Source organism: Parabacteroides goldsteinii, from assembly GCF_020091425.1.
Lineage (GTDB): Bacteria > Bacteroidota > Bacteroidia > Bacteroidales > Tannerellaceae > Parabacteroides > Parabacteroides goldsteinii.
Window position 1 is genome coordinate 4,992,041 of record NZ_CP081906.1, and the last position, 15,799, is coordinate 5,007,839.

The window sequence follows — 15,799 nt, forward strand, 5'->3', positions numbered from 1 at the left end:
CGTTTTTTACACAACTGCGAAATTCGGGACACAGTGGATAATACTGGACACAATGGACACAAACTATACAAAACTGATTTTGCCTGGGATAAAATCGATCAGCCTCGCCAAGTTGGAAGAAGCTGAAATCGGTAAATTCTACAATGAAATGAATACATTTAATGTGACAGGTAATTTTGTACAACTTCCTATTGCCGGTCTATGCTCCTTTGACACTTCTTCCGAAGTGGTAAAGGGCCAGCTAATCTATACTTACACAGTTAAGGGATCCCTCTTTGATCAAAATACAATAAATCTCTGGCAGTGGAATGCCATCCCGGTCTGTGCTAAAGTCACAGATATAAACCGATCCACCTATCTCCTGGGAAGTAAAGAAAAACCCTTTGCGACCTGTTCGATTGGATTGTCAATCGAAAATGAAGCATCCGGGAAGCGGTACCGGGGACTTACTCTTTCTTTCAAAAGCCCTGATCCCCTTTATTTTTGCCATTAACCCACCTTTTACAGTCTTTTTATGCCGCCTTGGTAAGTAGTAATGTTGCAGTATAATTTATTGCAACATTACTATTTATGCCCCAACTTGGAACAATTTGTATCACCAATCAGGCCCCCAACAAGGCTATTATCGACATCGAAGGAATCATCGGAATCCCGGAATGGTGGCAATTTGATGATCCGCAGGACAGAATTGCAACTTTTGACAAGTTCAAAAAAAAGTGCAATGAAATCCGTGATCTCAAAGCCTCTGAAGTCACCGTTAATATTCGATCGATCGGCGGCGATGTAAGTCACGCACTGTTAATTCATGATTCTCTCTGTGAGATCGAAAACGTCACGACTATTTGTTACGGCTACACGGCCAGCGCAGCAACACTAATCGCCCAGGCCGGCAAGACCCGCCAGATCTCCAGCAATGCTTTGTATCTTATTCATCAGTGTTCTACCGTGGCACGTGGAAATATCGCAGATCTTAAAGACACAATCGATACATTGGAAAAAACCAACGATCGGATCGTCAATATTTATTCAACCCGCACAGGGAAACCGGCAGATCATTTCCGAGATATCCTTGATCGCAAGAATGGTAATGGAGAATGGTTATCCCCACAAGATACGGTTAATTTAGGTCTGGCCGATGAAATCATTACCGTTTCCGGAGCCGTAAACATAGACCTGGATCTATTCGCAGATATGGGGTACCCTGAAATACCTGAAAACCTTTTCCCTGAACCGGAAAAACCCACAGAAACAAACCTATCAAACAAGAATCTTATGACAAAAATTAAAAACTCGCTCGCAGCATTGTGGGCCTTCTGCAATTTTCCTGCAGACCGTGAGGAGCAGGAAATCACAGACGAACACCTGCTGAAAGTAAACAACGAACTCGCCGCCCGCCAGGAAATAATCAATAACCTGACCTCTGAACGCGATCAGCTCCAGGCTAAAGTCACAGAAAAGGATCAGAAAATTGCCAATCTGGAGAACAAAGTAGCAGAACTGAATGGGAAACCAGGCGCAGTGACAACCGAACCGACAAACGCCACAGACACGAATGGCGGCTCAGACGACACCATTGCTGACATCAACGCAGCAAAAGATTTGTACAACTCAATCAAAGATTTCTAATATGGCAACCATTTCAGTAACCGAAGCCTCGCTTCAAAAATCCGCCGTACAGTATCGTAAACAATTATTGTTACTGGCAATCCTGGGTCTGGAGAAGATCCTTCCCTATTTTACTCTGCGTACCGGTATCCGATACAAAGAGGTAGTCGGAACCCTTGACGGTCCGTTTGAACTTCGTCCTTACACCGGTCAGAAAAATGCAACATCTGATTTGAAAATTACAGGTCGAGAAGTTGAAACATTCCTCGGCTCCTGTGTAAAAGAGTTTGATCCGAATGAATTGGTACAAACAATTTACGGATCCGGAATCACTTCAGGTAAAGGCTTGGAAGGTGTTGACATTAATAAGCAAGTGAATGCGCTTATGATGAAACGCCTTTCCGAATCAATCGCAAAAAGTATTTTCAAGGCCAAACGAGATGCAAGTGGAACAAAAACCGTCGATTTGTACAATGGAATTGACACCATTACAGAAGTAGAAGTCAAAGCGAACACTATCTCTGCAGATAAAAAAAATCTGATTGAGTTGACAAGTGCCATCGACGCGACCAACGCTGTAGACGTTTTGAAAGAAATTTACCGTAATGCTTCGGACGAACTACAAGAAGAAAAAGTAAACTTGTATGTTCCACGTTTCGTTTACAATGCCTACTGTGACGATTACAAGCAAACAACCGGTAACGTTGCCTATAACAAAGAGTTCAATCAAACTTTCGTTGAAGGCTCAAACGATATGTGTACAATCGTACCCCTGGCTGCAAAGAAGGATTCTCCGTATTTGCACCTCACTCCAAAATCAAATATGCTGATCGGTTGTTACCAGATGGGGGATTTTGAGAAAATTGAAATCCGTCGAGGTGATAATCCATTCCTGATGCAGTTCGTTACCACAATGTTCATGGGTACTCAGATGGAAAGCATTGATTCTACCCGTTTACTGGTAGCAAAACAATATGTCGCACCTTCTAACTCTTAACCTCATGGCAAACGTAGTTGTATGTAAAACCCCCACTACACCAGGATCCTTAAACTGGTGTAGTGGGCAATTAGTTTCACCGGGTATTCGATACATGATTTACTTTATCCCCAAAAGAGATATCGTCAAATGGCCGGCCTTACCTGCTCCGGATTCTTCGGATCCGAACAAGCTAGCAGTATATGCCGGAAGTTTTGAACTGGCCGTTGGAAAAAAATGGCAATCGATCCGGGTTGATCAAAAAAAATCTGAACCGGTATCAGATCCGCAGGGCGATCCTCCATTCTCTACTTACCTGGACAAAGCAACGTTCGTCCATCCGGGTACAGCAGAAGAAGCCGCTGCATTCGCTCGACAGGCTGCAAATGATGACTATGTGTATCTGTTTGCTCAGATCGATGGCAAGTACCGGATAATCGGTAACGAAGCGTATGAAACGGCAACAAAGGTTTCAACTAAACTCGGCCAGGTCGGAGGTACAGAAAAAGGGACAACTATCGAAGCCTCATGCACCTCGGAATGTCCGTTGCCGTTCTACACCGGTGAGATCATAACCGAAGAAGGAACAATCAACCAAAATCCTGATACACCCGCAGAGTAGAATCATTCTGTTCTTTTCTAAATTTAATATTAATATCGAAAAAAAGGGCCGTTGTGAAACGTCCCTTTTTTTATGTCTTTTCGGTAATTACCGGCCTGTAATACATTCGCATTGCTCTTTATCAATAAATCAATTAATTAACACGCATGGAAAATCAAGAAGAAGTCATCCAACAACTAAAAAAGTTAAAGCAGATCTCCAATGCTCCGGAAAAAGAAATTGACCTGGAGAAAGCAGCACTACTTTTGCTGCAATTCAATCGAAACAAGATCCTATATGACAACATCACCAAAAGAAAGCTGTATGCAAAACTCAAATATGAGGCCAGAAAAACATTTGACCTGTTTTGTGCTCGTTTAGGCATCAACTCCGACAGCTTTGAAGAAGATCCTGGAGCTGTTATGGAAGAACAGGAAAAACGTTTCCAAGCCATTCCTCCAGTGGAAGAATTAGAAAAAACGAGGGGGATCCGCGCTGATCACAATGCACTTCCCGAAAATATCCGCCTACTTTTCACGCAAAACTCAGAACTTTATCTCCGAATGCGAAAATTGCATGAAGCTCTCAAGACAATGGACGGCGCCAAACCTTGTGATCGTTTCCCTTATATCAAAGAGTTCCTAGAGTTGGATGATACCGTCGTAAAAAATTGGGAAATGTACGATGCCTACAAACTGGAAACTGAGATAAATACCGATGGTGACAAAAATGTGACTGTTAACAAAATGATGGCAGAAACCACTCAAAACATTGATGCAAAACGTATTTCTGCGAATAGAAAATACATCTCTGACAACAAGGAAAAACTGGCAAAACTATCAGCTGAAAATTCTCCAAAGGCGGAAGCTCTCCGGGTAAAAATGCAGGAGCGGGTAACAGAACTCCTTACAGCCAATGCCGGAATGTCTGACGAACAATTAACAGATCTGGCAAAATTAGGGATCAATGTATAACGAGGCCACCAAAAGAATCAAGCCTGTACGGGAATGTCCTTTACAGGCTTTCGTTACTGATAAATTTCAGCTCTTCGACACGATAGAAGCTGTCCTGAAGGAAGTCGGACCATGCCAGATGATCATTACCTCTTTTTCCATATCTGAAGAGTTCATCCGGAAAATCTACCGTTTCAAAGAAGCGGGCAGGATCCAGGGCGTGACAGTTATCATCGACCATAAAGCCTCTGCAAAAGTATCGAAGTTACTGAACTTCGCCGGTAATGTATTTGATACCGTACTCCTGGGTAGTAATCATTCCAAAGTTGTTCTACTCTGGAATGATCATTCTCAGATTGCCATTATTACCTCACAAAATCTAACACGCGGTAACAGGCAGGAATCAACCGTCATAACAACCGATCTGCAGGTTTACCTGGATCTCGCTCAAGACGTGGCAGCCATTACCGATAATGCCGTACAAATATGCAATACACCGATGAACAACTTTCCTCAATAGAAAATCTGGCCTCTAACTTCATGCCGATCGAGTACATTGCGATTCTTTCCAAAATAGATGAAGATCAGCTCAGGCAAGAAATCGAAAACAAAAATAGTCCTGCAGGAAAAGCCTATCGGCTCGGCAAAGCCAAGACAATGCTGGAAATTCAACGACAAGAAATTACCCTGGCAAAACTGGCAAGCCCGGCAGCCGTTGAAAACGTAAGTCGTTACTTAACCGAAATGGAAACAAATGAATTAAGATGAACCAGAGCAACATAAAATTGGCAGAAGATCATTTGTATGACGACGTTTCCGTCATGCAGAAATCAGGATTAACCTCCAATCAGGTAAACGTTGTTCTCCGGATCCGGGACGCATATACCATGCTACGGGATAATCCCTCCAAAAAAGAGCGGGAAATTGTCGATCATCTGATCACAATATATGGGATCGCCAAAAGTCAAGCCTATAATGATCTTAAAGTTGTCAAGATCCTGATTGGTAACTTTGAACAGGCAAGCCGCGACTGGCACCTATGGAAATTTAATCAACGCAATGAAGAAACCCGGGAGCTGGCCCGTAAATGGAAAAACGGTAACGCGATGGCTCGTTGCGACCATGATTATGCCAAATTCAATAAACTGGATCAGGAGGAAGTTACAGAAATTGACTGGGATTCTATCCGAGTACAACCTTTTACTCCCACATCGGACCCTCGTGTCATCGGCATTAAAAATGTACCCAATATCTTGGATAAAATCAATAAGCTGGAGAAAGAATATGCAACTGATCTGGAGGCAACTGATACCGATTACGAGGATGTAACCTTTAATCCTGAAGACATATTCAAAACAGAGAAGGAGGTTGAAGATGATAAATGGAAATGATCAGATTCTTTCTGCCGGTCGATCCTCCAGAGAAGTTTACTTCAATCCACCGCAGCAAAAGGTTATGTTCACAGCTGCCAACAAAACAGTATTTGTTGGCGGTCGCCGCCTGGGTAAAACGCACGGAATCGCTGCCCCCTGGACTCTTCGTAATGTTCAACGTATGCCTAAGAGCGCAGGCGCTTTCGTAGGATCATCTTTTCAGCAACTCCTTACACGTACACTACCCGGAACGCTTACCGCCCTTGAGAGCTTTGGATATAAGCGAAATGTACATTTTTATGTTGGCCGTCGGCCACCAAAATCAGCAGGCTTTCCCGTACCCTATATTGATCCGGAATGCTACGATCATGTTATCTCTTTTTATACAGGCTCTATCGCCCACCTGATCAGCCAAGACCGTGAAGGTACTTCAAATTCATTTACACTCGACTGGCTTGGTATGGATGAAGCCAAGCTCTTAAATTTCGATAGGCTGAAGGAAGAAACATTTCCGGCCAATGGTGGTTACAAAGGTCATTTCGGACACATTCCCTGGCATCATTCGGAACTAATCATATCCGACATGCCAACCACAAAAAAAGGATCCTGGTTTCTAAATTACAAAGATCATTGTGACAACGAGCTGATCGCTGCCATTCAGGGCCTAGTATTTGAGATCTGGCGATTAGAGGATAAATGCCGGCAATTGATCGGAGCAGGTAAAAACATCCCTTCCTATTTACCCGGACATATCAAAATGCTGAACAAAAAGCTAAATAGGTTCAGGGCAATCGCTACCTATTATGAGGAATTTTCTTCTATTCAGAATCTGCTAGTCCTGGGTGAAAACTATATCCGGAAAATGAAGCGGGATCTCCCGCCATTAGTATTTCAAACCTCAATCCTCTGTAAGCGTATTGGCGTGCTCACAGACGGCTTCTATTCGGCCATGCGAGAGAATGTTCATTATTACAGTTCATTCGATTACAGCTACCTGGATGGCCTTGATTATAACTTCTCAGCTATCGCTGATGCGCAATGCCGGCAGGATAAGGATCTGCTACCTAATGAGCCTACCTGCATCGGCATGGACTACAATGCGAATATTAACTGGATCGTATCAGGGCAAGCAGTTGGCCGTGATGCCAGGATCCAGAAAAGTTTCTTTGTTAAATATGACCGCAAGATCCGTGAAGTAGTGCAAGAGTACTGTGCATATTACTATTACAAGCCGCTCAAGCATGTAGTTTATTATTACGATACAACAGCCCTGGGTAGTAATTACGCTGTAAATGAGGAAGACTTTGCCTCTATTGTTATCAGCGAATACGAACGGCTTGGCTGGACTGTTACACCTGTCATGATAGGCAATCCTCTCCCACACCACGAAAAACACATCCTGATCAATCAAGGTTTCAAAGGTCAATCCGGACTGATCCCCCGTATCAATAAAGATAACAACGAAGAACTAATCCTGGCCATGGAATCAACTGGGGTTTATGTCGGTACCCGTGGCTTTCAGAAGGACAAACGCGGCGAGAAGCTCGCGGAATCAGACGAAGACAAACTTGAATACAGAACAGATGGTACAGATGCATTCGACACCTTGTACATTGGTATGAACAAATTCCCTTATGTCTATGGCCTAGGTACTGGCATAGCATCCTCAATGATTTAATTACAAGGTAATTACATTTGTTTAGTAAGCACACCCCGCCAACTTCATTGGCGGGGATGGCAGCTTACCGCCGCCCCAAAGGTTACAAAATGTCAAAATTCATATAACAAATCGGGGGCGGGTGGTAATTACGAGGACGGAACAGGGCGCCTAGGGGGGTACTTCGTACGAAAGACAGAAGAAACTGCGTTTCTTCCGTCACCATCTTCCTCACTGCCAAGGGTATAAGTGTTTCAACTTTGGAAAAATCAAATATTTTCCAAGAAAAAACATTGCATACTTTTGGTAATCTCCTATTTATAAATCATTTGCTGCGATTATTTTTTTCGCAGAGAGCCTTTATTATTCAAAAAGTTCCATTACCTTTGGCATTGCCCAACAAAAACAATTTATATGAATTTTCATACGGTGTAACAGGTCATCAATCCTGTTTCGGTTAATTGTTCCGATGGGCGCACCGTATGAGAGTTCGCCAATCTAATACAATGGAATACAAAATAACTGAAAGAAAAAAAGAAATCAAGGTAAAAATATTTAATATCAAATTGATTTCTAAGGAAAGGAAAGGTACCGAAGCGTACATTCAATTAATAGAACGAGTCTTTAAGAACTGGCCAAGAATCGATGTCGGTAGCCATAGGGCAATTGAATTTATGCGCACAATTAAAGATAAGGATATCCTCTTATACTATGGACAAATTATCAAATATACTATTTTGGACGATGAAAATTGGTATAACAGAAAGACTAATCAACTCCAATCTTATGAGATTGATGATGATATGTATCCAAACTCAGTTGAGTGCAAATTTTTTTTCCTCCCTGAAATTCACCGTTTTTGTTATATTGATAAAAATGAATTCTCAGATAAACAAATGGAACATTTTCTACGTTCTTCCTTTCAAACAGCTATTAATGAATCTGAAGAACTGAAAATTGATATAGAAGTATCATTAGATGCTATTAACGAGATTCTTTCTGCAGATATCGTTTCAAGGCTTGAAATAGATGTCAGTTATACAAATAACGACCTTACAGAGGATTATGAAATGTTTGTTGATGATGATTTAAAAGACACTGGAGTTAGTAGCTTACATCTGGTTGCTAATAGTCGGAAAAAATCCACTCTCGATTTATTGAAAAGTAAACTCTTGAAAGGATACTTGATGCTCTCTAGAAAAAATGGCTCAGCAACAGCAACTATCAAAAATGGGAAGAAACCCAGAAAAAAAATTATAACAAAAGATCACCCAAATAGGTTATCTTTACAGGTAGATAAAGAATTCATGGAACATGATGTATATACACAAATGATACAAAGGTATAAATCGAAGAAAAATGAGTAATTTCGGTTGGAAAACTGTATTTAAACTGTATACCCGCAAAAAATTTTGGGAGTCCTCCAAGTGGCCATTGATTTGTACACTTGTAGTACTCCCTGTTTTTATTTTTTCCACTCAGACATCTCTTTTCTTTATTTCAGAGATAACCAATTTAATTATTACCATCATACCTAATGTACTCGGCTTTTTATTGGGTGGATACGCTTTACTCATGGGGTTTTCCGGCAGTAACATTGTAGAAACTATGTCAAAATCAAAAGATGATAAGCCAACATTGTATCAGAAACAAAATACGGTTTTCGCTGTAGCACTGTTCGCTTTATTCATTGGATTAGTTGCTGGACTAATTGTGGAACTCATTCTAAAGGCCCAAATAATAGTACCTTTGCCATATGCAGATTATTTACCAATAGAACAGTTCAACTATGGAATTCTATCTCTACTCTGTTATATTCTCTTTTATGCAGTATTTGCTATTAAAGATATGGTTATTAACGTATTTAACTTTGGGCAACTCATTCATTTAAAAATTAAAGGGAAGATATCATAAGACAATATTTTGCCATTCCAAAAACTTTCCTCATATTTGCAATGCTCTATTTCTCAACTGGCGGATCGTCCGCCGAACATTTTTGTATCGGCCTTTTTTGTGCCTGTACTATACGTATATATAATATTACGGTTTCGTACCCCCTTGATACGGCTTAATGGCCGTAACTGCCGGTTGAGGTGTAGAGCAAAGGGACAGGCGGAACCGTTTTTCGTTTCTACTGTCCACAAAAACAAACAATGTTAGTTATGCTCAAACTCAACGAAAACATTTGTTTGCCGGGGAATAATAGTACCCTACAATCAACGTTAGCTCACGAAACGAGTTTCTTTTCTTGGACAACCGTCCAAAAATCCTACCACGCTATGCCTGATAAAGTTACCCTTTGTAAAGATATCTACGAAGCTAAGATGTACACAGCCGCGTTGCTGGCTGTATTTACTATCGTGTTCCTGCCTCTGGTTCTTGCGGCTTACTGGATTTATTGTTCAGCTAAGAAAGGAGGTCTTTTATGAGTCAGAAAAAAACAGAAATTATTGGCGATTTTTTGTTCGTCAATGGTAAAGTATATGTCGACGCATTACAATACACCAAATTACAAGAAGAATATTCACGCCTCCTGGCTGAAAGTTTAAAACGAAACAACCATTGCAAAATGGTTGTAATGAAAGGAGGTATTGCATGAACGAAGAACTTACCACCATTATTTTTTCTCGATATCTTGGAGAATTTGAACCTGCGACTGATCAAGATGCAACATTTCGAAAAAGTAGTTTGGAGATTGCACAGGATCTGGAAGATATTATAACCCTAAGAGTAGATGATGTCTCAATCATGATGATTAGTAATAAATATTCACTTGCTTTTATTGATGATAAACCTGTATGGCTAATGAAAAAACGATCATCTCCAAATAAAGCAATCATAGAATAATAATAAGCCCTTTCCTAAAGTTACGGAAAGGGCTTTTGTCTTTTTACAAGACTTATTTGTATACGATATTCGCTCCAAAATAAATGACATGAAAAAAAGTATAATACTATTCCTCCTAATCTTTACCCTAGGTTGCATTAGCTTTGGTTTCGGTATTGGCCGTACTATTTATAAACAGATACCGGTAGAGATTAAAGATACTATTTTTAGCTCCGATATTGTTTTTATACCGGAACCAGAACTCGTAGATATCTTCATCCCGGAACCGCCAGTCTTAATAGATACTTCAGCAATCATTCAAGACTATTTATCTGCTAAAGTCTACAACGATACTTTAGTTGCTAACAACAGTATTATTGCTATACTCAAAGACACCGTTTATCAAAACTCTTTGGTCGGTCGGACGTTCACTTACACCCTCACAACACCCGTCATAGAATGTCCTGAGAGGCCGTTTTCCTTGTTTCTCTCGGCAGATACCAGGCTATCGACCTCATTGGTTATCACGAAAAACAGGTGGCTTATACAGGGCGGATATGACTTTAAAGAGAGACACCCCTTTTTAGGCGTCGGATTTAAAATTTACTAACTATGCGGATCCTGAAACAACCCGATTCATTCTGCTTTACCAGCTCCATAGGCGACATCATTATCAGTCCGGACAGTAATCAGCCAATCACTTTTACGATCCAAATGGGTAATATTATCGTCCTGCCGACAGAAAAATATTATAGGAATACGGACGGTGTCGTATATATAACCGGGATTGGTGACGTTCTATCCAACTGGCTTCGCAACGAAGGCCCTATCGCCTATTTGCTCAAGCAACAAATCAATGTGGCTGAATTTACCTTCATTTACAACAGTAGTCAGCAAACAAAACATACAGTGATGCGTTGCGACGTTGACTTCGACATGACAGCTGGAGCATTCTGTAACACACACTTTCTGACACTGATGTTTTCAACGAAGAAAACAGCCCTTTCGCGTCGGGAAACATTAGCATTTTATGCAAAAGAATCCCTATCGACGACAGCAACCGTTAATGCGACCTATCTGGCAGACGGTAAAATATCATCCAAATCTTTTGAACGTGCAGCAATTGGTAGCGGTACCGTCAAGTACCTGGATGTTTCTCCGAATATATTCAAAGATCAAGGAAAACAATTGTTGTACTATACTGTAACCCTTGGTGAGCGTTCAATGAAATACGAAATCGATTACACCCCTTTTTTGCAGGAAACTCACTTTGTTTACCGAAATTGTTTTGGCGTTGAAGATACTTTCACTTGCATAGGAGAAGCCGCCAGCGAAGGAAAATTCGAGCGTTATTACGCAACTTTCGGCGGCGGTTATAAGAACTTCAAACGAAAAAACCTCAGAGAATACACGGTAAATACCGGCTTACTCACTCAAGCTGCTGCCTACGCGATTGACGATATGTTCTCTAGCGAAGAAATATGGCTATATGACCAGCTGGGGGTAATCAAAGAGATTGTAATCCTGGATCAATCGGTCAAAAGATCCTCTCTTCCTGATGAAATACCACGGTACGAATTTTCATACCGGTTGACACAAAGTAATCAGCGATATAAAACGGCCACGTCCGGGCGAATATTTGATGCAACATTCGACAGATCATTTAATTAATATGGAACTGATACATTTAAAATTAGCACGCAAACTACTGAAACCAGGGGCAATTGTCACTCTTATGTTTTGGAATAAAAAGGGTGAAATCCAGCGATACGAGAAAGTAATCGTTACCTCTGTCCGCTATCATCCGGACGTGATCAATGTAATGAACCAGAGCAGCCGGGAAGTCCGGCAGATACGAACAAAATTAATATACATGATTAATGACTTAGAAGTATGTCTATGACACAAGAAAATATGTTCGTCATGTCCAGTGGATATGGCAAAATACTCGACGTTATTAATGTCGGGACACAGGTATTTGAAGAGAATACGGATATTACACCGATCAAACTCGGTGGGGATGATTGGAGGTATAGAGGTTATGTGCCCTGGGGAGATGATAACCTGCGGCCTCATGAAATTATGAAACTACTTCGCAAAGACGAAGTTTTAAGCCAGAACCAACTTTTCAATGTGCTCTGCTGCTATTCCGGAGGAATAAAGATCCTTGATGAAACTACAAACAAACCGATCCCGAAGACAGGCCCAGTATTCAATTTTTTTCGTCACAACAGGCCGGCCAGATACTTCATGGAACAGATCAACGATTTCAAACATTTCTTTTTCTGCGTATCAGTCCTTATTTTGAGCAACGACGGAAAAAAAATTGTACAGCTAAGACACAAGGAGGCTTGCTATTGCCGGTTTGAAACCTGCGACCCGAAAACCGGCAAAATTGAGCACATCTTTTTCGGTAATTGGGAAAAAAATATTTCTAAAGATGAAATCGAAGTTATTCCCCTACTGGATCCTGCAGACCCGATCGGAGATCTGGAGATCAGAACAGGCAGAGCTTCCGATGAAAAAGGTACAAAAAAAGATTCTGGATTACGCAAATTCGCAATCCTGACTACTTTCCCCTGCGTAGGGAATAAATATTACCCGTTTGTACCCTTCTGGGCCATATTCAATTCGGGTTGGTTCGACATTAAACAAATGATCCCGATTGGCAAAAAAGCAAAATTTCAAAATTCCCTGGCAGTTCGTTGGTTAGTTGAAATCAACCCCAAATATAGGGCAACGATCATGGACGAAGAAAAGATCACCGATCCTAAAAAGCAGATCGAAAGGTGGAATAAGGAAAAAGAGAATATCCGCGAGTTTATGATGGGGATTGAAAATGAAGGAAAAGTTTGGATAACCGGTTATTACGTCGATCCCAAAGGCGTTGAACAATCCTATGTAAAAATTACCTGCATTGACAAAACAAAACAGGGGGGGGACTGGATCGAAGATTCGGAAGAAGCCAGCAATATGCTTTGTTATGGTCAAGGGATCCATCCGTCACTCATTGGAGCAACACCAGGTAAAACGAAAGGATCTTTCTCCGGCTCCGACAAACGCGAATTATTTACTATGAAACAGTCAATGGAAATCCCGTTTCATGATCTTTTGCTCGATCAGTTTTTCATCATTCAGGAATTTAATAAAGCAACAGATCCTGAATGGGACAAAGTTATATTCGACATTCCGATCATCATGCTCACCACGCTTGACCAGGGTAAAGACGCAAAGGCAACATCAAGTAATGAACTAAAAGATGGAGACGATAACAATGGCGATACTGAGTAATTACGAGGAATTTATGAAATTTATACCGACAACGTTTGATTCAAATCAAGACGTTGGCCTGTATTCAGAATGGGTTGATATCGCAGAAGAAACAGCCTCACTTAGATTATTCGGAGAGGATCTTTACAATCACATATCTAATCTTCCAGATACTGACAATTTCCGGATCTTATGTAAACGGTACATCTGTCACCAAGCACTCTTTGAAGCTATTCCGAACCTTGACCTGATTCTAACCAACAACGGCTTTGCTGTCGTTGGTGGCAGTAATTCCAAATATATACCGGCCAGCAAAGACAGGGTTGCAGCATTACGTTTGCAGGAAGATGTTTGGCAGGAAAAATTCAAAGAAAATATTATTCGCAGGCTATCAATCAACAAGGAACTACAAGAACTCTGGAACAGGAATCCGACACTACACAGTATCACTGATCATCTGTTTGTCGGTTATTCCGACTTCCGGACATTCGTACCGTCTGAAGACATGAAAGATCCAGAAATCTACCGGCAGGCCCACGCCCGGACTTTCAAATTTTTGCCGGAATATATTTTCTCATATATTAGTTCTGAATATTATGCAGAGCTTTTAAATAAGCAATATACTTCTGTTCCGGCAACACCAGATTATACGGTGCTACATGCAGTAAAATGTGCCCTTGGCACGCTGATCAGAAGTAACACACCATCTGAATCTGATATAAATGCAGCAATCAGGACAATGGAAGCCTCGGTAAATACGATGTGTTTACAGCTTGACCTATTCCCCACTTATGCCGGATCTGATGAATATGCGCTCAAAACGGCCGTGCAATATGAAAACAAGAAAGAACATGCAACTTATTTCGGTGGTATATGATAAGTAAGATTGAAATATCCGTACCACACAGCTGGGCTGATTTATCGGAAAAACAATTCCTGGCTGTTTCTGAAATGCTTCTCTCTACCGGGAAAAGCGAAGAATATATTCAAATCTGGGCCCTGAAATTTTTCTCCGGTCTAAAAATACTCAAGGCCGCCGGGCCTGGTCTATTCTTATGTAAATTCAAAAAACGTAAGATCCTGCTTGAGAGCTACCAAATTTATTTTCATCGAAAAAAACTCTCCTGGATTACAGACGTGCCGAAAGGTATTAAACCTCTTCGCAAGCTGAAAGGATTCCGGCCGGTATTCGATACGTTGGAAGGATCCCCGTTAAAGTTATATCTGGCAGCCGAAAACTATTATCAAGCATATCTATATACTGAAGACAATTTTTACCTTCGTTGCCTGACTTCGGTCCTATACTCGGCAGGAACAAATTGGAATGACAGCAACACGGCCAAACAGCAGAATAAATTTAAACACTGTTCCCCGGCAAAATTATTTACAGTATTCCTATGGTACAATTCGATCAAGCAGATCTTGTCTGACAAATTTCCGTTTCTATTTTCCCCTTCAGAAAATACCGGTAGCGAAACTCCGGATATGCGATCACACATAAACAATATGCTGCGTGTACTAACGTCATGCGACGTAACAAAGATGAATGCCGTCCTGGATAGTGAAACCTGGTATGCGTTATATGAGTTAAACGAAAAAGCCCGGGAAGTCGAAGAATTTAATACAAAACAACGTAATGGAAAGATTTGATTGTTACCCCTATTTTGAAAATATACATGCCAGCTTAAAAGATCTTGAGTCATTCAAATTTTGCCGGGTATCGGACAAAAATACACTCGAAGAACTGATCAGCAACTCCAGGACGTCGAATGCTTTTTTTTGCGTTGATGATACAGAAGACGGACAAATCATGCCGGCTGCTGGTGGCTATGTGGAACGCAGGGTTTATTTTATCTGGATCCTGAAAAAATATCACAGTAAAGGCCCTGACGGAATGATCTCACAGAATGAAACAATGAATACCTGCAGGGAAATATATCGCGATATTGTTTCTCGTCTGATCACAGACAGGGATAAACTGCAATCCGGTTTAACCTATATGTCCGATCGTTTCCCTTTTTGGGAAATTCCCCTGATGCTTTTCCCGGAAACAGCCGGTCTCTATTTTTCTATTACTGTAAATACTCCGCTGAGTCTATGTGTTAACCCCAATAAATGGAAATGACGACACTCGGTTACAAAGCAAGCAACACAGACGCCCGGCAATATGCGGAAGGCTGGATGAACATGATGGTCACCATTTGGCAAGAAAAAATGCAGGAATATGAGGTTTACGATACCGGTACACTCATGAAGTCATTCCAGATGGAACTCTCCAAATGGGCAGATGATTCAGACAAAGGAAGTATCGTTCATAAATTCTTCCAGTATGGAGTTTATGTAGAACGAGGACACGGCCGAGAAATCTCCGTCGGCAACAATGGGGATATCGGCCAATCCCCCAAAAGAATGCCTAAACCCTGGCTGACAAAAAAATACTTATACAGTATTTTCCGTTTGGGAGATCACTTCGCAGCTAATTACGGACAGCAATTCTGCAGAATAATTAAAGACACACTCGAAGCACAAGTTGGTTAA

General features: G+C 41.1%; 22 protein-coding genes. All 22 read left to right on the top strand.

Features of this window, described 5'->3' with window-relative positions:
* Window positions 1-52: 52 nt before the first annotated feature.
* The 22 genes from K6V26_RS20945 to K6V26_RS21050 all read left to right on the top strand — a co-directional run bounded on the left by K6V26_RS20945 (window position 53) and on the right by K6V26_RS21050 (window position 15,799).
* Window positions 53-493, top strand: a complete 441-nt coding sequence (locus K6V26_RS20945; protein ID WP_224263745.1) for a hypothetical protein — start codon at window positions 53-55, stop codon at window positions 491-493.
* 77 nt (window positions 494-570) lie between these two features.
* A complete protein-coding gene (locus K6V26_RS20950; protein WP_224263746.1) occupies window positions 571-1,626 on the top strand; it encodes a Clp protease ClpP in 1,056 nt (351 codons plus the stop codon).
* 1 nt (window position 1,627) lies between these two features.
* Entirely contained in the window at window positions 1,628-2,602 is a 975-nt protein-coding gene (locus K6V26_RS20955) for a hypothetical protein (protein WP_224263747.1), read from the top strand.
* A gap of 94 nt (window positions 2,603-2,696) precedes the next feature.
* On the top strand, window positions 2,697-3,203 hold the full coding sequence (locus tag K6V26_RS20960; protein WP_224263748.1) for a hypothetical protein: 507 nt from the start codon (window positions 2,697-2,699) through the stop codon (window positions 3,201-3,203).
* Window positions 3,204-3,349: 146 nt separating this feature from the next.
* Window positions 3,350-4,156, top strand: coding sequence for a hypothetical protein (locus K6V26_RS20965; RefSeq protein WP_224263749.1), 807 nt, complete (start codon window positions 3,350-3,352; stop codon window positions 4,154-4,156).
* Window positions 4,149-4,655, top strand: coding sequence for a hypothetical protein (locus K6V26_RS20970; RefSeq protein ID WP_224263750.1), 507 nt, complete (start codon window positions 4,149-4,151; stop codon window positions 4,653-4,655). The genes K6V26_RS20965 and K6V26_RS20970 overlap by 8 nt, the downstream gene beginning before the upstream one ends.
* A complete protein-coding gene (locus K6V26_RS20975; protein ID WP_224263751.1) occupies window positions 4,622-4,903 on the top strand; it encodes a hypothetical protein in 282 nt (93 codons plus the stop codon). Before K6V26_RS20970 ends, K6V26_RS20975 begins: the two co-directional genes overlap by 34 nt.
* Window positions 4,900-5,526: a hypothetical protein gene (locus K6V26_RS20980; RefSeq protein WP_224263752.1), complete on the top strand. Its 627-nt coding sequence runs from the start codon at window positions 4,900-4,902 to the stop codon at window positions 5,524-5,526. The genes K6V26_RS20975 and K6V26_RS20980 overlap by 4 nt, the downstream gene beginning before the upstream one ends.
* The gene (locus K6V26_RS20985; protein WP_224265861.1) at window positions 5,510-7,186 is read left to right on the top strand and encodes a hypothetical protein; all 1,677 of its coding nucleotides are present in this window, start codon (window positions 5,510-5,512) and stop codon (window positions 7,184-7,186) included. The genes K6V26_RS20980 and K6V26_RS20985 overlap by 17 nt, the downstream gene beginning before the upstream one ends.
* A gap of 485 nt (window positions 7,187-7,671) precedes the next feature.
* Window positions 7,672-8,532 carry a DUF4747 family protein gene (locus K6V26_RS20990; protein WP_224263753.1) on the top strand — a complete coding sequence of 287 codons (861 nt, stop codon included), beginning with the start codon at window positions 7,672-7,674 and terminating at the stop codon, window positions 8,530-8,532.
* Complete coding sequence (locus tag K6V26_RS20995) at window positions 8,525-9,079, top strand: hypothetical protein (protein WP_224263754.1); 555 nt, start codon at window positions 8,525-8,527, stop codon at window positions 9,077-9,079. Before K6V26_RS20990 ends, K6V26_RS20995 begins: the two co-directional genes overlap by 8 nt.
* A gap of 365 nt (window positions 9,080-9,444) precedes the next feature.
* Entirely contained in the window at window positions 9,445-9,594 is a 150-nt protein-coding gene (locus K6V26_RS21000; protein WP_224263755.1) for a hypothetical protein, read from the top strand.
* Window positions 9,591-9,764 carry a hypothetical protein gene (locus K6V26_RS21005; protein WP_224263756.1) on the top strand — a complete coding sequence of 58 codons (174 nt, stop codon included), beginning with the start codon at window positions 9,591-9,593 and terminating at the stop codon, window positions 9,762-9,764. The genes K6V26_RS21000 and K6V26_RS21005 overlap by 4 nt, the downstream gene beginning before the upstream one ends.
* Complete coding sequence (locus tag K6V26_RS21010) at window positions 9,761-10,012, top strand: hypothetical protein (protein ID WP_224263757.1); 252 nt, start codon at window positions 9,761-9,763, stop codon at window positions 10,010-10,012. The genes K6V26_RS21005 and K6V26_RS21010 overlap by 4 nt, the downstream gene beginning before the upstream one ends.
* An 88-nt stretch (window positions 10,013-10,100) precedes the next feature.
* Window positions 10,101-10,601: a hypothetical protein gene (locus K6V26_RS21015; protein WP_224263758.1), complete on the top strand. Its 501-nt coding sequence runs from the start codon at window positions 10,101-10,103 to the stop codon at window positions 10,599-10,601.
* 2 nt (window positions 10,602-10,603) lie between these two features.
* Window positions 10,604-11,662: a hypothetical protein gene (locus K6V26_RS21020; RefSeq protein WP_224263759.1), complete on the top strand. Its 1,059-nt coding sequence runs from the start codon at window positions 10,604-10,606 to the stop codon at window positions 11,660-11,662.
* A gap of 1 nt (window position 11,663) precedes the next feature.
* Complete coding sequence (locus K6V26_RS21025; RefSeq protein WP_129697876.1) at window positions 11,664-11,894, top strand: hypothetical protein; 231 nt, start codon at window positions 11,664-11,666, stop codon at window positions 11,892-11,894.
* A complete protein-coding gene (locus K6V26_RS21030) occupies window positions 11,891-13,282 on the top strand; it encodes a hypothetical protein (RefSeq protein ID WP_224263760.1) in 1,392 nt (463 codons plus the stop codon). Before K6V26_RS21025 ends, K6V26_RS21030 begins: the two co-directional genes overlap by 4 nt.
* A complete protein-coding gene (locus K6V26_RS21035; protein ID WP_224263761.1) occupies window positions 13,251-14,138 on the top strand; it encodes a DUF6712 family protein in 888 nt (295 codons plus the stop codon). Before K6V26_RS21030 ends, K6V26_RS21035 begins: the two co-directional genes overlap by 32 nt.
* The gene (locus tag K6V26_RS21040) at window positions 14,135-14,911 is read left to right on the top strand and encodes a hypothetical protein (protein ID WP_224263762.1); all 777 of its coding nucleotides are present in this window, start codon (window positions 14,135-14,137) and stop codon (window positions 14,909-14,911) included. The genes K6V26_RS21035 and K6V26_RS21040 overlap by 4 nt, the downstream gene beginning before the upstream one ends.
* Window positions 14,898-15,386, top strand: coding sequence for a hypothetical protein (locus tag K6V26_RS21045; RefSeq protein ID WP_224263763.1), 489 nt, complete (start codon window positions 14,898-14,900; stop codon window positions 15,384-15,386). Before K6V26_RS21040 ends, K6V26_RS21045 begins: the two co-directional genes overlap by 14 nt.
* Entirely contained in the window at window positions 15,377-15,799 is a 423-nt protein-coding gene (locus tag K6V26_RS21050) for a hypothetical protein (protein WP_224263764.1), read from the top strand. The genes K6V26_RS21045 and K6V26_RS21050 overlap by 10 nt, the downstream gene beginning before the upstream one ends.

Excerpts from the sequence above, each read along its gene's own strand:
- K6V26_RS21010 (WP_224263757.1), top strand. The coding sequence starts at position 9,761 with ATGAACGAAGAACTTACCACCATTATTTTTTCTCGATATCTTGGAGAA.
- K6V26_RS20950 (WP_224263746.1), top strand. The coding sequence starts at position 571 with ATGCCCCAACTTGGAACAATTTGTATCACCAATCAGGCCCCCAACAAG.
- K6V26_RS21025 (WP_129697876.1), top strand. The coding sequence starts at position 11,664 with ATGGAACTGATACATTTAAAATTAGCACGCAAACTACTGAAACCAGGG.
- K6V26_RS20960 (WP_224263748.1), top strand. The coding sequence starts at position 2,697 with ATGATTTACTTTATCCCCAAAAGAGATATCGTCAAATGGCCGGCCTTA.
- K6V26_RS20995 (WP_224263754.1), top strand. The coding sequence starts at position 8,525 with ATGAGTAATTTCGGTTGGAAAACTGTATTTAAACTGTATACCCGCAAA.
- K6V26_RS20990 (WP_224263753.1), top strand. The coding sequence starts at position 7,672 with ATGGAATACAAAATAACTGAAAGAAAAAAAGAAATCAAGGTAAAAATA.
- K6V26_RS20955 (WP_224263747.1), top strand. The coding sequence starts at position 1,628 with ATGGCAACCATTTCAGTAACCGAAGCCTCGCTTCAAAAATCCGCCGTA.
- K6V26_RS21030 (WP_224263760.1), top strand. The coding sequence starts at position 11,891 with ATGACACAAGAAAATATGTTCGTCATGTCCAGTGGATATGGCAAAATA.
- K6V26_RS21015 (WP_224263758.1), top strand. The coding sequence starts at position 10,101 with ATGAAAAAAAGTATAATACTATTCCTCCTAATCTTTACCCTAGGTTGC.
- K6V26_RS20980 (WP_224263752.1), top strand. The coding sequence starts at position 4,900 with ATGAACCAGAGCAACATAAAATTGGCAGAAGATCATTTGTATGACGAC.
- K6V26_RS21040 (WP_224263762.1), top strand. The coding sequence starts at position 14,135 with ATGATAAGTAAGATTGAAATATCCGTACCACACAGCTGGGCTGATTTA.
- K6V26_RS20975 (WP_224263751.1), top strand. The coding sequence starts at position 4,622 with ATGCAATACACCGATGAACAACTTTCCTCAATAGAAAATCTGGCCTCT.
- K6V26_RS21020 (WP_224263759.1), top strand. The coding sequence starts at position 10,604 with ATGCGGATCCTGAAACAACCCGATTCATTCTGCTTTACCAGCTCCATA.
- K6V26_RS21005 (WP_224263756.1), top strand. The coding sequence starts at position 9,591 with ATGAGTCAGAAAAAAACAGAAATTATTGGCGATTTTTTGTTCGTCAAT.
- K6V26_RS21035 (WP_224263761.1), top strand. The coding sequence starts at position 13,251 with ATGGAGACGATAACAATGGCGATACTGAGTAATTACGAGGAATTTATG.
- K6V26_RS21000 (WP_224263755.1), top strand. The coding sequence starts at position 9,445 with ATGCCTGATAAAGTTACCCTTTGTAAAGATATCTACGAAGCTAAGATG.
- K6V26_RS20965 (WP_224263749.1), top strand. The coding sequence starts at position 3,350 with ATGGAAAATCAAGAAGAAGTCATCCAACAACTAAAAAAGTTAAAGCAG.
- K6V26_RS20970 (WP_224263750.1), top strand. The coding sequence starts at position 4,149 with ATGTATAACGAGGCCACCAAAAGAATCAAGCCTGTACGGGAATGTCCT.
- K6V26_RS21050 (WP_224263764.1), top strand. The coding sequence starts at position 15,377 with ATGGAAATGACGACACTCGGTTACAAAGCAAGCAACACAGACGCCCGG.
- K6V26_RS20945 (WP_224263745.1), top strand. The coding sequence starts at position 53 with ATGGACACAAACTATACAAAACTGATTTTGCCTGGGATAAAATCGATC.
- K6V26_RS20985 (WP_224265861.1), top strand. The coding sequence starts at position 5,510 with ATGATAAATGGAAATGATCAGATTCTTTCTGCCGGTCGATCCTCCAGA.
- K6V26_RS21045 (WP_224263763.1), top strand. The coding sequence starts at position 14,898 with ATGGAAAGATTTGATTGTTACCCCTATTTTGAAAATATACATGCCAGC.